General features: G+C 46.4%; 15 protein-coding genes and 1 riboswitch. Of the genes, 14 read left to right on the top strand and 1 reads right to left on the bottom strand.

What is annotated here, in order from left to right:
* Positions 1–36: 36 nt before the first annotated feature.
* The gene (locus DYH48_RS11790; protein WP_115334876.1) at positions 37–1,803 is read right to left on the bottom strand and encodes a M61 family metallopeptidase; all 1,767 of its coding nucleotides are present in this window, start codon (positions 1,801–1,803) and stop codon (positions 37–39) included.
* Positions 1,804–1,947: 144 nt separating this feature from the next.
* Between DYH48_RS11790 and hinT the strand changes: the two genes are divergently transcribed.
* The 14 genes from hinT to DYH48_RS11720 all read left to right on the top strand — a co-directional run bounded on the left by hinT (position 1,948) and on the right by DYH48_RS11720 (position 13,299).
* A complete protein-coding gene (gene hinT, locus DYH48_RS11785) occupies positions 1,948–2,304 on the top strand; it encodes a purine nucleoside phosphoramidase (protein ID WP_006081303.1) in 357 nt (118 codons plus the stop codon).
* Positions 2,301–2,828: a PaaI family thioesterase gene (locus DYH48_RS11780; RefSeq protein WP_115334875.1), complete on the top strand. Its 528-nt coding sequence runs from the start codon at positions 2,301–2,303 to the stop codon at positions 2,826–2,828. The genes hinT and DYH48_RS11780 overlap by 4 nt, the downstream gene beginning before the upstream one ends.
* Positions 2,815–3,312: a PaaI family thioesterase gene (locus tag DYH48_RS11775; protein ID WP_172481184.1), complete on the top strand. Its 498-nt coding sequence runs from the start codon at positions 2,815–2,817 to the stop codon at positions 3,310–3,312. Before DYH48_RS11780 ends, DYH48_RS11775 begins: the two co-directional genes overlap by 14 nt.
* 138 nt (positions 3,313–3,450) lie before the next feature.
* Positions 3,451–3,846 (top strand): YcfL family putative periplasmic lipoprotein, encoded by a 396-nt coding sequence (locus tag DYH48_RS11770; RefSeq protein ID WP_115334874.1) that lies wholly within the window; start codon positions 3,451–3,453, stop codon positions 3,844–3,846.
* A 92-nt stretch (positions 3,847–3,938) separates the two neighbouring features.
* Positions 3,939–4,064: riboswitch (TPP riboswitch) on the top strand.
* 54 nt (positions 4,065–4,118) lie between these two features.
* Entirely contained in the window at positions 4,119–6,353 is a 2,235-nt protein-coding gene (locus DYH48_RS11765; protein WP_172481183.1) for a TonB-dependent receptor, read from the top strand.
* A gap of 106 nt (positions 6,354–6,459) precedes the next feature.
* Entirely contained in the window at positions 6,460–6,720 is a 261-nt protein-coding gene (locus tag DYH48_RS11760; protein ID WP_006081308.1) for a hypothetical protein, read from the top strand.
* 46 nt (positions 6,721–6,766) lie between these two features.
* The gene (pnuC, locus tag DYH48_RS11755; RefSeq protein ID WP_115334873.1) at positions 6,767–7,420 is read left to right on the top strand and encodes a nicotinamide riboside transporter PnuC; all 654 of its coding nucleotides are present in this window, start codon (positions 6,767–6,769) and stop codon (positions 7,418–7,420) included.
* Entirely contained in the window at positions 7,420–8,589 is a 1,170-nt protein-coding gene (locus DYH48_RS11750; protein ID WP_115334872.1) for a phosphotransferase, read from the top strand. Before pnuC ends, DYH48_RS11750 begins: the two co-directional genes overlap by 1 nt.
* 146 nt (positions 8,590–8,735) lie before the next feature.
* The gene (locus tag DYH48_RS11745) at positions 8,736–9,608 is read left to right on the top strand and encodes a DUF6279 family lipoprotein (protein WP_012088925.1); all 873 of its coding nucleotides are present in this window, start codon (positions 8,736–8,738) and stop codon (positions 9,606–9,608) included.
* Positions 9,609–9,678: 70 nt separating this feature from the next.
* On the top strand, positions 9,679–10,272 hold the full coding sequence (locus DYH48_RS11740; RefSeq protein ID WP_012088926.1) for an HvfX family Cu-binding RiPP maturation protein: 594 nt from the start codon (positions 9,679–9,681) through the stop codon (positions 10,270–10,272).
* Between the two features lie 136 nt (positions 10,273–10,408).
* Positions 10,409–10,957: an NAD(P)H nitroreductase gene (locus DYH48_RS11735; RefSeq protein ID WP_012088927.1), complete on the top strand. Its 549-nt coding sequence runs from the start codon at positions 10,409–10,411 to the stop codon at positions 10,955–10,957.
* A gap of 81 nt (positions 10,958–11,038) precedes the next feature.
* The gene (locus tag DYH48_RS11730; protein WP_115334871.1) at positions 11,039–11,536 is read left to right on the top strand and encodes a GNAT family N-acetyltransferase; all 498 of its coding nucleotides are present in this window, start codon (positions 11,039–11,041) and stop codon (positions 11,534–11,536) included.
* A gap of 194 nt (positions 11,537–11,730) precedes the next feature.
* Positions 11,731–12,354 carry a 2OG-Fe(II) oxygenase gene (locus tag DYH48_RS11725; RefSeq protein WP_115334870.1) on the top strand — a complete coding sequence of 208 codons (624 nt, stop codon included), beginning with the start codon at positions 11,731–11,733 and terminating at the stop codon, positions 12,352–12,354.
* 339 nt (positions 12,355–12,693) lie between these two features.
* Complete coding sequence (locus tag DYH48_RS11720; RefSeq protein ID WP_006086351.1) at positions 12,694–13,299, top strand: GNAT family N-acetyltransferase; 606 nt, start codon at positions 12,694–12,696, stop codon at positions 13,297–13,299.
* Positions 13,300–13,313: the final 14 nt, after the last annotated feature.

Below are 13,313 nucleotides of genomic sequence, written 5' to 3'. Positions count from 1 at the left end.
TGTTTTTCTTAAAACCTGTCTAATCAAAACGTTAAATTAACGTCCTAACCAAGCCGCGAGTTTAGTCTTGTCGCTAATCGCTAGGGCGACAGTGTCCTTCGGCGCGGCAGTTATCATCAATTCACCCGTCATCAATTCATCCCGTCTAAACCAATGTAGATTCAAGGATTCACCCAGCGGATATTGCTGCAGCTGCGACTCAAATTGCGCGCTGACTTGCAAGTTATCGGCGGCGATTAAGATATCCCCCGCACTTAACCCCGCAAGGTGGGCAGGGCTGCCTTGGGTAACTGTCACCACTTTCAATCCCATCGGCGCCACTTGAGTTTTCGCGCCAAAGGCAATGTCATAACCTTTAGCTTGCCCGCCGCCCACATCCTGCGGACCTTGGCTGGCTCGAAGGTTAAACTCGACGCCAAATTCGGCGAGTAGCGCAGCCAGTGGAATATCATCGGTGTTATCTAAGTAGGCAAACAAATCGTGGCAATCACGGTCAAGGAGTCGCTCGACAATCGCTTGGTGACAGCCGTCAGTCGTGCCTTTGTCTTGCAGAGCATATTCCTGCCATAAAATCTGCATAACATGGTCGAGATTGTATTTGCCTTGGGTTTCACTGCGCAGGGTTAAATCTAAGTACAGCGCAAACAGCGCGCCTTTGGTGTAATAACTGATGATGGCGTTTTGCGCGTTTTCATCCTGCTTATAGAACTTAGTCCAGGCATTAAAGCTTGAATCTTTAACACTTTGTTTAAAGCGTCCTTGGCTGCGATAGACGCGAGTGAAGGTTTCACTCAGCATATCTAAATAGCTGTGTTCATCTACCAGTCCGGCGCGATAGGTAAGGAAGTCATCATAATAAGAGGTGATACCTTCATAGGCCCATAGCTGCGGCGTATAGGTTTCAGCCTCAAGTTTATAGGGTAAAAAGCACTCCGGCTTAATCCGCTTCACGTTCCAGCTGTGGAAATACTCGTGGCTGCACAGGGATAAATAAGTGCGATAGTCGTTATTAATTGGCGCATTGAGCGATAGCGGTAAGTCCTTGCGAGAACACATCAATGCGGTAGAAGCTCTGTGCTCTAACCCGCCAAAGCCATTGTCTAATACTGTGGTCATAAACAAATAACGTTTAAACGGCGCAGGCGTGCCGAAGAGATTGATTTGATACTCACAAATGGCTTTCAAGTCTTGGCAGAGCCTTGGCATGCAAGCGCGGTGGCGGCCATTGAGTACGATATCGTGTTGGACGCCGCAGGCATCGAAACTGGCTAAGGTAAATAAGCCCATTTCCACTGGATGATCGATAAGCTCGTCATAGCTTGTGGCACTAAATTGGCCGAAGGCAAAGTCGTCACCACTGATGCGGGTCATGCTGGTAGCGACGCGCCAATCACTTAATGTGGGCTCAGAGGGCGGTAACATAGTGACAGTGTGGGTTTGTTGTTCAAAACCGTGGGCGGATAAAAACACGCTACTGCCGTTAAAGAAGCCGTGGGTTGTGTCCAAATGCGCAGTGCGCACCGACAGATCCCAAGCATACACTTGATAAGTCAAAATGATTTCGCTGCTATTATTGTCAACCGACCAAGTTTGCTTATCTAGCTGTATGAGCTTGAGTGTTTGGCCATTAGCATCTTGTGCCTTGAGTTCAATGATATTTTTAGCAAAGTCGCGCACCATATAACTGCCAGGTAGCCAAGCGGGGAGGCTAAAGACCTGCACTGGCTTGGGCTGGGATAATGTCATAGTGACTGCGAATAAATGGGCTTTCGGATCGACGGGGATTATCTGGTAATGGATCATATTTATCCTGCAAAACCTGAGTGTTTTAATGGTGGCCATGCTGCCAAAAATGCCTGCAACTGGCAAATGAAAAGCAAAATATCTACAGACACAAAGTATTGAATTACTAGTATACTATGCCAACTAACCCAAGGAGGACGCCCCATGGCCGAAGAAACGATTTTCAGCAAAATTATTCGTCGCGAAATTCCCGCGGATATTCTGTATCAAGATGAACTTGTGACTGCCTTTAGAGACATTTCCCCTAAGGCGCCAACGCATATTTTGATTGTGCCGAATCACTTGATCCCAACGGCGAACGACATGAAAGCCTCTGATGAGCCGGTACTTGGCCGTATGATGACGGTTGCGGCTAAATTGGCGGCGGAAGCGGGTATCGCTAAAGATGGCTACCGACTGATCATGAACTGCAATCAACACGGTGGACAAGAAGTCTATCACATTCATTTCCACCTTGTGGGCGGGGAGCCTCTGGGGCCCATGTTGAGCCAAGGAAAATGAAGGTCAATTCGGATTTTTTCCCGTTGACCCAAATGGCTCAGCGGTTTGTGGATCAATTAGCTCAGTGTCGTCGCCTCGGTTTAACGGTACTGGAGGCGAGTGAGCATCATGTGTTGATTGAGTTACCCTACAGCACTGAATTAATTGGGTATCCCGATACCGGTGTTATCCATGGTGGGGTGATCACTACTTTAATGGATACCGCGTGTGGTAGTGCAGTCGTGAGCGCAATTTTCCATAAATTCAAACTATTAGAAATATCACCTACGCTCGATTTGCGGGTGGACTACATGAAGCCGGCTCAGCCCCATAAGCCTGTATTTGGTTTTGCAGAATGCTATAAGTTGTCTTCTAATATTGCTTTTACCCGTGCAATTGCTTACCAAGACAGTATTGACGATCCCATCGCCCATGCCGTCGGCTCTTTTATGCGGATAAGCCCTGAAATGGTCGGTGATGCCTTTAGGCAAGCGTTAATGGGTGACGCCGTGCCTGCGATAGGAGAGTGTGATGAGCGCAAATAATTCGATACTAGATGCCGCCAGTAAAACTCAAAACGCACAGGTTAAAGCGCCTATTGATGTGCAAGGCATAGTTAAACGCGCCACTGAACTTAATGATTTTGGCCATTTACTTGAGCACGTTCCCTATGCCAAATTTATTGGCATGAAGGTGGAGCGTTTTGGTGATGAACTGATTTTTAAATTGCCCGCTAAAGACGACAATATCGGTAATCCTGTGTTGCCAGCGATTCATGGCGGCGTCATTGCAGGTTTTATGGAGATGTCGGCGATAGTGCAGTTAATGGTCTTTATGCAAACAGCCAAAGTACCTAAAGTGGTTGATTTTTCAATCGACTATTTACGTGCAGGACTGCATAAAGATAGCTTTGCTGAATGTCGTATTACCCGTCAGGGGCGACGAGTGGCCAACGTGAATATCGATTGTTGGCAAACCAATCGTAAGCAGCTCATCGCTACGGCACGGGCGCACTTTCTGATTGATTAACTCGTTTTATTGAGATGTTCGAGTGATGATTAAGTCTGTCTTGTTAAGCATAAGTTCAGCACAGTTCGATTAGCTTGTCGTTTAATGGGAAATGGTGCGCGCTGGCCGCGCATTTTGTCGCGTGACTGGGAGAAAGAGATGAAACAAATTTATACAGGACTATTATTGGCCGCGGTGCTGACCTTAGGCGCTTGTGCCTCACATACCGCAGGTATTTCAGTGAGTTCGCTTGGTGAAACCCGTGTCGATAATACCAGTTTTGCCCGAGATATTGGAGTTGAAAGTGTGGATGCACGCCGAGTTGGCGATTTAGTGCAGGGCTCAGCGCTGATTGTTAGCAAATCATCAACTGACATGCGTGTGCAGTATAAATTCACTTGGTACGATGCCAGCGGCTACACCATAGAAGATGAAGCGACGAGCTGGAAATCGGTCAAGCTGCATGGCAAGCAACAATTGCAAGTCGCCGCCGTGGCGCCCAATGCCCAAGCGGTTAAATTTGATGTGTACGTGCGCGAAACCTTTTCGAATTAAGCGGTGAGCTCGCCCAGAGAATGCCAGCTATGCTGGCATTTTTCATTTTATGAGGTAAATGTGTCATCCCATCCTATTACTCATGTATACTAGGCGTCGCCAAGGGGTGTTTGCAGCGAATGAATTTACGTTAATTACTGCAAACTGAGATGTCAGTTGACGAACCCTTAGAACCTGATCCGGCTAATACCGGCGTAGGAATGGGCCAATCAACAGCACACTTCTGAATCGCTTATTCGTTGCCGGATCTCAAACTATGTATTTGAGGTCCTATGTTAAACAGTAAAACGCTAAACAGTAACACGTCAAAACGCCATTCCCCGTTTTCAACCATCACACCCAGCTTGTTTTTAACCCGAGCGCCGCTGGCGTTAGCCATTGCTACCGCGCTGAGCACTTCTGCATTTGCACAAACCGACGCTATCGATAAACCCGATCCCAGCACTGAGATGGAAGTCATGGTAGTGACGGCGGATTTTCGCAGTTCAAGCTTAGAAAAAATGCCCTCCAGCATTACCGTTATCGACAGTCAAAAAATTCAAGATGAAAGCGCGCAGCACTTTGAAGATCTGCTTAATTCTATTGCCAATTTTAACTGGTCGGGTGGAAGTTCGCGGCCGAAATATTTTCAAATTCGCGGCGTAGGTGAGCAAGAGCAATACCAAGGCGCGCCTAATTCTTCTGTGGGTTACATCATAGATGATATCGATTTATCCGGTATTGGCATGGTGTCGAGCATGTACGATCTACAACAGGTCGAAGTGTTACGCGGACCACAGGGCACACGTTATGGCGCGAATGCTTTAGCGGGACTGATTTATCTGAAAAGTAACGACCCCACCGATGTGTTTGAACATGGCGCAGAAGTCTCGTTAGGTGATGATGATTTACGTACGTTTAGCGGTTTCAGTTCTGGCCCATTAACGGATTCTGGCAAGCTGCTTTATCGCGTGTCACTGCAGCAACATCAACAGAATGGTTACCACGACAACCTCTATTTAGGTCGTGACGATACCAATGGCCGCGATGAGTTCAGCGGCCGCGCTAAGCTGCGCTGGTATGCGACTGACGATTTGCAGTTTGATTTAACTGTGCTGCACGCCGATTTTGATAATGGCTACGATGTGTGGAGTTTAACCAATTCTCCGACCCAGACGACATCGGATCAACCGGGTGTCGATAGCCAGCGCACCACAGGCGCAGGCTTTAAAGCGACCTATTCTGGCGCCGAAACCTTTGAGCTAACCTCGTTAACGTCCTTTGCTAATACCGATCACCATTACAGTTACGATGGCGATTGGTCGAACCCAGAGTATTGGGCTTCTAAGCAATGCAGTGATGACGATGGCAATCTGGCACCGTGCCAATATGATTATTTTTGGGATAAAACGGGCCAACGTAAAACCGTGTCGCAAGAGTTTCGCTTAAGTTCTACCGAGCAGGGCCGAATCTTTGCGGATAGCACAGATTGGTTGCTTGGTGTGTACGGCATGAATCTGAAAGAAGATAACCAATTGTATTCTGAGTACAATACTTTGCCGGATGAAGTCTTAGACTCTGAGTATGAAGCGACGAACTATGCCTTTTTTGGTCAGCTCGATACGGATCTGGGCTCAGATTATGCCTTATCTGTGGGCCTACGTTTAGAGCGCCGTAACAGCCATTACTCAGATACGAATAACGATAATTTCGACCCGAGTGAAACCATGTGGGGCGGTCATATTGCAGTGAGTAAAGTGCTGAATGACTCGCACAACGCTTATGTTCGTGTTGCACGCGGTTACAAGGCTGGCGGTTTCAACATGACTTTACCTGTCGAATTGAACGATAAAAAAGAGTTTAGTACTGAGACGCTTTATAACTATGAAATCGGCCTTAAATCCCATTGGTTAGCGGGGCTTATCGATACTAATTTGGCGCTGTTCTATATGGACAGGCAAGATCAACAGGTGGCGGCATCCCAGCAAGACCCTGATAAACCGCAGCGTTTTATCTTGTTCACCGAAAACGCTGGTAGTTCTAATAACTATGGTGCTGAGTTAGATGCGACCTGGTATGCCACGGATAATCTACAAATTTACTCAAGCTTAGGTTGGTTAGAAACAGCCTACGGTGATTACCAGTATCAGGATAAATACGGCACTGAGGTCGATTTAACTGGCCGCGATCTGGCTCATTCACCACACTTAACCTACAGCCTTGGCGGGACTTATCGTACCAATTCGGGCTGGTTTATTAACCTAAACCTGAGCGGTAAGAGTGAGTTTTACTACTCCGACAGCAATGAATCCCGCTCTGAGCCTTACACTATCGTCAATGCCCGTGTGGGTTATGAGGCGAGTGCATGGTCAGCCTATTTATGGGGCCGTAATTTGTTCAATGAAGAATACGGTGTGCGCGGCTTCTACTTCGGTAACGAGCCTGATAATGGCTGGGCTGAAAAGCAATATATTCGTTACGGCGATCCGCGTCAGATTGGCGTAACCTTTAACGTTAAGTTTATGTAAAAGCTGATGTAATGGCACATATCACTATGAGCCTATTGGGTTAACTCATGACTAAGCTGCAGTCCAGTGTAAGGGCTACAGCTTCTCTCAAATTTAAGGAATTAAAATGAAACTGACCGCAGAAATTAGCATGTATCCCTTCAATGAGAACTACCTCGATCCGATTAAGTGGTTCATTGGCCGGGTGGATAGCTATCCTCATATCGAGCGCGTGACCAATGCGATGGCAACACAAGTGTGCGGCGATTATTTAGATGTGATGACTATGCTGGCGACCGAGATGCAAGCCGCCCATGAGAAGTGGGGCAAGGCAGTATTTGTGTGTAAGTTTATCGGTGGTGAGCTTAATTTAGCCCACAGCGAATAACGCTTTACCGTCACATACGCGATAAATAGGCAGTGAGAACAACACAATGACAGATTTATGGTTAACCTTGGTCGAGAGTATGAATGCGGCCTTTGGTGAAGTCCATGTGATGACCGCATGGGAAGCCTTGGCGGTACTGCTAGCCATGGCATATCTACTGCTGGCGATGAAGGCGAGCGTCTGGTGCTGGGCGGCGGCCTTTGCCAGTACCGCCATTTACACTGTGTTGTTTTGGAAGGTGTCGTTACTGATGGAGTCAGTGCTGAATATCTATTATATGGTGATGGCGCTCTATGGATATTGGCTCTGGACCCAAGGCGGAGATAAACATCAAGGGGTAAAAGTGACCACTTGGCCGTTGAAAACCCACTTGAAACTGATCGCGGTGACGGGCGTTATTTCGCTATTAGTCGGTCACGGCATGGCAACGTATACCCAAGCCGCGTTCCCGTATTTAGATGCGGCCACGACCTGTTTTGCTGTGATGACGACCTATTTAGTGGCTAAGAAAGTACTTGAGAATTGGCTCTACTGGGTCGTCATCGACATAGTGTCTATATACCTCTATCTCAGCAAAGGCTTGATGCTGACCTCGTTATTATTCGTACTCTATGTGGGGCTTGCTGTAGTAGGGTATTTCCTGTGGCGCACTGCATTAGCCGACGCCCGTGAGGCCAATGCGTTGAAGTTACTCAGTTAATGCCCGATGTAATCGCAGCCATGCAATACACAGCAGGCGAATCATTCAACGCACTCTTGCCCATACTCAAACGAGCTGGGCTGGAGCAAGTGTTAAGTATTTGCGAGCTTTCGGGCGGCTTGAGTAATCATAATTATAAGATCACTACGCCCACAGGTCGTTATGTGCTGCGGGTCAATGCCGATGCGGCGGACAGTTTTTGCACCCGCCAGCAGGAGCGTTTTTACTGGCAACAACTCGCCCAAGCTAAACTTGCCCCAGCACTGCTGTGGGTGAGTGAAGATGAGCGCTACTACCTCAGTGATTTTATTGAGAGTGACCTTATTGAGAGTTATTTTATCGAGAGTGACCTTATCGAAAGTGCTGTAGCGAGCGTTGCAGAGTGTGCGGCAATTGAACACAATGTGATTGATAGCGAACGCTTTCAACGTAAACGCTTTATCCATTGGTCTGCCTTAGAGCGCCAAACCAGTGCCGCTGATTTTATGCTGGCGCAAGTGTCTTTGGGCATTTTACATCACGGCGATTCACAACAAGCTTATTTAAATCCTGAACCGCCAATAGAGCAAGATAAGCATCCCAACTCAGCTGCGCATTTACTGCTTGAATTATTGCTACAATTGCGGGAACTGCCCACAGGTTCTTATGCCATTAGTGTCACAGAGCAATGGCAGGAATATCACCAGCAGATGCTTGCCTATCAGGCATCTCTTGCGCTCACGCACGATTGGAGTGAGCGAGTGGCTAAGCTGCTTGGTATTCAAATCGACATCAAACATTGGTGTAATGACTTAGCGGCTTGTTTAATTAAACCGCAGTTTTGCCATCGCGATCTTAATCCCCACAATCTTTTACTCAAAAACAACCGTTTGTATTGTATCGATTTTGAGTATGCAACAGCGTCGCATCCCCTGTGTGAGTTAGCCGTAGTGTTAGCGACCCATGCGTTAACGCCAATCCAGCAAAACGAGTTAGTGACACAGTATCTGAGTCAACATCCCTATGTCACGGCCCACGCCGTAGCGGCCGTGCCTGCCGCCATTGACATGTACTGGGTATTTGCTTGCTACTGGGCATTATTGATGGCAGCGCAAACGGAGGCCAGTCGTAGCGCCGACTATCTCGCATGGTTTGATTGTTTTTGGCCGCTCATCACCCAAGAATCATAGCGATTAGCTGCACGATTGGCGATTTAAAGCAGGCAAAGTATTAACATATTAAAAACCTTTATTAGACAAACTTGTTTGATATAAGAGGCAACTTTATATAGGCTCAAGCGTCATATTAGCAACAGTTCTAGGATGGATGATTCAGAATGAAAAAAGGCGTGATGCTACTTGTGTGTCTCTTAGGCTTAAGCGCCTGTTCCACTAAATTCAGTTACCATTTTCTCGATTGGGCTATCGGTTGGGAGCAAGAGGACTACGTTACCTTAGATAAACCACAGCAAAAGGCATTTGACGCCCTCATTGAAAAATTTGTCCTGTGGCATCAATCTAAAGAATTGTCCCACTATGTGGTGCAATTAACCGAAGTCGAAAGCCTCATCAAAACCAATACCTTAACACCAGTATTATGGGCCGAGCATGTGGAGATTGCTAAGCGGCATTGGTTTCGTTTGTTTGAGTTTGCCTTGCCAGAATTACTGCCCATCATCATGTCCTTGTCAGATGAACAGGTGAAGCAAATCCTCGCCAAATTACGGCAAGATGAGCAGGAGCTCGTCAAAGAGTTTGCCGGCAAAACTCCAACGCAGTTACAAAAAGAGGCCGACGAAAACCTTCAAGAGCAATTTGATGACTGGCTTGGCAGTGTGAGTGCAGAACAAAAAGTGCTTATTCATCAGTATAATCAACAGCGTTTATCCACCTTAGATATGTGGCTCGAATACCGCCACGAATGGTTACGTCAGTTTGAAGTTGCTCTTGGGCAGCGGGCAGATAAAGCGCTATTAACCGAGCGTTTGACCCTGTTGATGACGCAGCCCGATGAGCTTAAGTCTGAGCAACATAAAGTGTTTTTGCGTAAAAATACTGAGGCATTTGGGACCTTACTGCTGGCGATGAACACGAGTTTGTCGGAGAAGCAGTCGAAACATTTTTATAAAAAGTTGGGTGGACTCATTCAAGATCTCACCGAGCTTAATCAAGAAGCCATTGAAAAAGAGGCGAGTACAAAAAAAGCCTAGGCCATGAAAGATTTATTGGCTTGCTAGGGTCTATTCCTGCAAGCCAATAAATTAGTCAAAGAGAGACACTATGCCACTTGCATCCCTTTACCAAAAATTGCTCAATATGAGTCGCTATTTCGATGGCGTAGCGCCATTAGCCCTCAGGATTTACCTTGCGCCCGTGTTGATGCAAGCGGGTTATAACAAGCTCGCCCACTTTGACGATACGGTTGCTTGGTTTGCCAATCCCGATTGGGGTTTAGGCCTGCCAATGCCGGCGGTAATGGCAGGATTGGCGGCGGGAACCGAGTTCTTTGGCGCTATCTTATTAATGCTTGGGCTTGCGACGCGGCTGATATCTATCCCTTTGATGGTCACTATGTTGGTCGCCGCATTTACAGTGCATTGGCCAAATGGCTGGTTAGCGATTGCCGATGGCAGTTCTTGGCTTGCCAACGACAGAGTGCTTGAGGCTGGGGATAAACTGGCGAAAGCCAAAGAAATATTGCAGGAGCACGGTAATTACGACTGGCTGACCAGCTCAGGTAACTTAGCTGTGCTTAATAATGGGATAGAGTTTGCGGCAACTTATTTCATTATGTTGTTGGCACTCTTTACCTTAGGCGGCGGTCGTTACACTAGCCTAGATTATTTTATCGCTAAGCGCTGCGGGGTTAAGTAAGCCTTTTATAAAGTACCCTCGATTTTCAAGAGCAATCAAAGCGTTAAATCCCACCCATGCGGTGGGATTTTTTTATGCCTCTTTGCCTGCAATTTGCTATGCTTGAACGCAATTTATATCGAACTAGGATAAGAACTTGGACGCTATTGAACTTTTGCTCACCCGTCAATCGACCCCGCGATTAATCGCTCCCGCTCCCGATGCGAGTCAATTAAAAATCATCTTAGATGCCGCCATTCGTGTGCCAGATCATGGTGCCTTAGCCCCATGGGAATTTATTATTGCCACTGACCAAGGGTTAAACACCTTAGCCGATATCTTTGTTGAGGCGGCTAAAGCGAGTGGCGCCGATGAGGATTTCGTTAATAAAGCTAAGGGCATGCCAATGCGTGCGCCTATGGTGATTACCGTGGTGGCGAAAACGCAGCAACATCCTAAAGTACCAGTACTTGAACAACTAATTGCAGCGGGCTGCGCAACGATGGCGATGCAACAGGCTGCTTTTGCCTTAGGTATAGGTGCTGTATGGCGAACGGGTGATTTTGCTTTCGATGCCAATGTGAATGCCGCCTTAGGCCTTGAGCCACACGATCAAATCGTCGGCTTTTTGTATGTCGGTACGCCAGCGGTTGTGGCACCCCAAAAACCGCAAAAGGACGGCAGCCAATACGTCCGTTATTTATGAAAAATAGTTTATAAAAAATAGTTTATAAAAAAGTTTAAAAACATTTTTTATAAAATTGTCTATTTCTAGTGGAGAAATCCTATGCAAGTTGCGCGTACTCCGAGATTAATCCTGCGGCAGTTAACCCCAGCCGATGCTTCATTTATGTTAGTGTTGCTCAATAGCCAAGGCTTTATTGAGAATATAGGGGACAGGGGAGTACGCACGCTTGTGCAGGCCAAGGATTATATCCTCAATGGACCAATGAAAAGTTATGCCGAATGTGGTTTTGGCTTTTATGCCGTGGTGCTTGCGGAGAACGGATTCACCATAGGAATTTGCGGTTTAATCAAACGGCCGACGCTTGATAATGTCGACATAGGCTATGCATTTTTGCCGCAATATTGGGGTAAGGGTTACGCATTCGAAGCCGCGAAAGCCGCTTTTGATTTAGGCAAAAGTTTAGGTATCGAGCGTATTGTGGCGATTGTGAGCGCCCATAATGGCGCGTCAAAGGCATTGCTGAACAAACTGGGATTACAGTTTGAGCAGTGTGTGCAGCTTAGCCCAGAGGATGAGCCAGTCGAACTGTTTAGTTGAATTTAAGTTATTGTTTATATTGATTTTTATTTTATTGTAATTCGGCGTTCTTTACTCTAGAATTCTGCAAAATTTACTGTTGAGATATGGCAATCATATCTCGTATCGACGCCCCTCGAAAATCAGGCTCATTTAATCCCTCCTTGAGCCCTTGAGTACAGCAAAAGCGTAGCCCTTTTATTGGATGTAGCATAATGGTTTCGCAATTAAGTGAAGCAATGCTGGACGTGATCGCTGATGCCTTGGTAGACAAAGGCTATATCTTTTTACCTGACTTAGTTCCAAACAATATAAGCCAAGTGCTATTGGAAAAAATTCAATCAACGCAAGCACATGAGCTAAAAGCTGCGTCCATTGGTCGTGGCGCAGAGCAGCAATTAACCCCAGATATTCGCCGCGACAGAATACAATGGTTAGAAGAGCACAACGAGCCTGATGCCCAATATCTTGAACTGATGACGCAACTCAAAAATGGCTTAAATCGTCGTTTGTTTATGGGGTTATTCGACTATGAAAGTCACTATGCGGTATATCAGCCTGGGGCATTTTATAAAAAGCATGTCGATGCGCTAAAAGGCAGTCAAAATCGCATCTTAACCACAGTGTTTTTCTTAAATCCTGACTGGAAAGCGGCAGATTGTGGCGAGTTGATTATCTATGATGAAGCTGACATTGAGATTGAACGCATCGCACCTAAAATGGGCCATTTTGTGATTTTTCTCAGTGAGCGATTTCCCCATGAAGTGACTAAAACCTTAGCCCAGCGCAATAGTATTGCGGGTTGGTTTAGGGTCAGTAACAGTGTGCATGGCTTTTAACTTTAGCCTTTAACTATGGTGGCTAGCTTCAACGGATAGCAAACGCTTAAATACTGAACGCAGATTTAGGTGTTTGCTGTTATTGGCCCCGATTGCTTATCTCATTTCGCGGCATATTCTTTCGCAGCAGTATTTATTCCAACCTGTTTTAACTGTCTTCTACTCATTTTTTCAAATTTTTTTACACTCTTAAGCTTTAGGTAATCTAAGCCGCTGACAATGAGATAAATTTGTCCAATCATGCTGAAAATAGGGTATTTTTTTATTCTCGTTTAATGTTAGGCTAGATAAAAATGTGCGCAACAACACACTTTTCTATTATCTAACGGAGGCGAGACTGTGGGCTGTGAAGATAACTTAGGTTGTTTAACGGGTGAGCATATTGTGCTTGAGCCCTTATCTTTGTCCCATGTGGCGGCATTGAGTTTAGCTGTGACAGATGGTCAACTTTGGCGTTTATGGTTTACTAGCGTGCCAGAACCCGCCGAGGTGAAGTCCTATGTGACTAAAGCCCTCGAAGAAAAAGCGCGGGGTCAGAGTTTTCCCTTTGCAGTGCGGGATAGAGTGAGCGGTGAAATTGTCGGCTGCACGCGAATTTGCAACTGGGAGCCTGAAAATCGTCGCCTTGAGATTGGCTACACTTGGTATGCAAAACGTGCCCAGCGCACAGGGATTAATACCGAAGCTAAGTTATTGCTATTGACCTTTGCCTTTGAAACCTTAGATGCCATCGCTGTTGAGTTTCGAACTCACTGGCATAACCAAGCCTCCAGACAAGCGATTGCGAGACTGGGTGCTAAGCAAGATGGTGTGTTGCGTAATCACAAAATTCTTAAAGACGGCACAATTCGCGATACTGTGGTGTATTCCATTATTGATGCTGAGTGGCCAGCGGTGAAAAACAGTCTGCAATTTCGATTGCGACAACGACCGCCAACACTCTAACGATAAAAAGGAAA

This window comes from Shewanella baltica (assembly GCF_900456975.1).
Taxonomy (GTDB): Bacteria; Pseudomonadota; Gammaproteobacteria; order Enterobacterales; family Shewanellaceae; genus Shewanella; species Shewanella baltica.
This window is presented reverse-complemented; position numbering and strand designations above follow the sequence as displayed.

Coding starts and splice junctions, on each gene's coding strand:
- DYH48_RS11790 (WP_115334876.1), bottom strand. CDS start 1,803: ATGATCCATTACCAGATAATCCCCGTCGATCCGAAAGCCCATTTATTC.
- hinT (WP_006081303.1), top strand. CDS start 1,948: ATGGCCGAAGAAACGATTTTCAGCAAAATTATTCGTCGCGAAATTCCC.
- DYH48_RS11780 (WP_115334875.1), top strand. CDS start 2,301: ATGAAGGTCAATTCGGATTTTTTCCCGTTGACCCAAATGGCTCAGCGG.
- DYH48_RS11775 (WP_172481184.1), top strand. CDS start 2,815: ATGAGCGCAAATAATTCGATACTAGATGCCGCCAGTAAAACTCAAAAC.
- DYH48_RS11770 (WP_115334874.1), top strand. CDS start 3,451: ATGAAACAAATTTATACAGGACTATTATTGGCCGCGGTGCTGACCTTA.
- DYH48_RS11765 (WP_172481183.1), top strand. CDS start 4,119: ATGTTAAACAGTAAAACGCTAAACAGTAACACGTCAAAACGCCATTCC.
- DYH48_RS11760 (WP_006081308.1), top strand. CDS start 6,460: ATGAAACTGACCGCAGAAATTAGCATGTATCCCTTCAATGAGAACTAC.
- pnuC (WP_115334873.1), top strand. CDS start 6,767: ATGACAGATTTATGGTTAACCTTGGTCGAGAGTATGAATGCGGCCTTT.
- DYH48_RS11750 (WP_115334872.1), top strand. CDS start 7,420: ATGCCCGATGTAATCGCAGCCATGCAATACACAGCAGGCGAATCATTC.
- DYH48_RS11745 (WP_012088925.1), top strand. CDS start 8,736: ATGAAAAAAGGCGTGATGCTACTTGTGTGTCTCTTAGGCTTAAGCGCC.
- DYH48_RS11740 (WP_012088926.1), top strand. CDS start 9,679: ATGCCACTTGCATCCCTTTACCAAAAATTGCTCAATATGAGTCGCTAT.
- DYH48_RS11730 (WP_115334871.1), top strand. CDS start 11,039: ATGCAAGTTGCGCGTACTCCGAGATTAATCCTGCGGCAGTTAACCCCA.
- DYH48_RS11725 (WP_115334870.1), top strand. CDS start 11,731: ATGGTTTCGCAATTAAGTGAAGCAATGCTGGACGTGATCGCTGATGCC.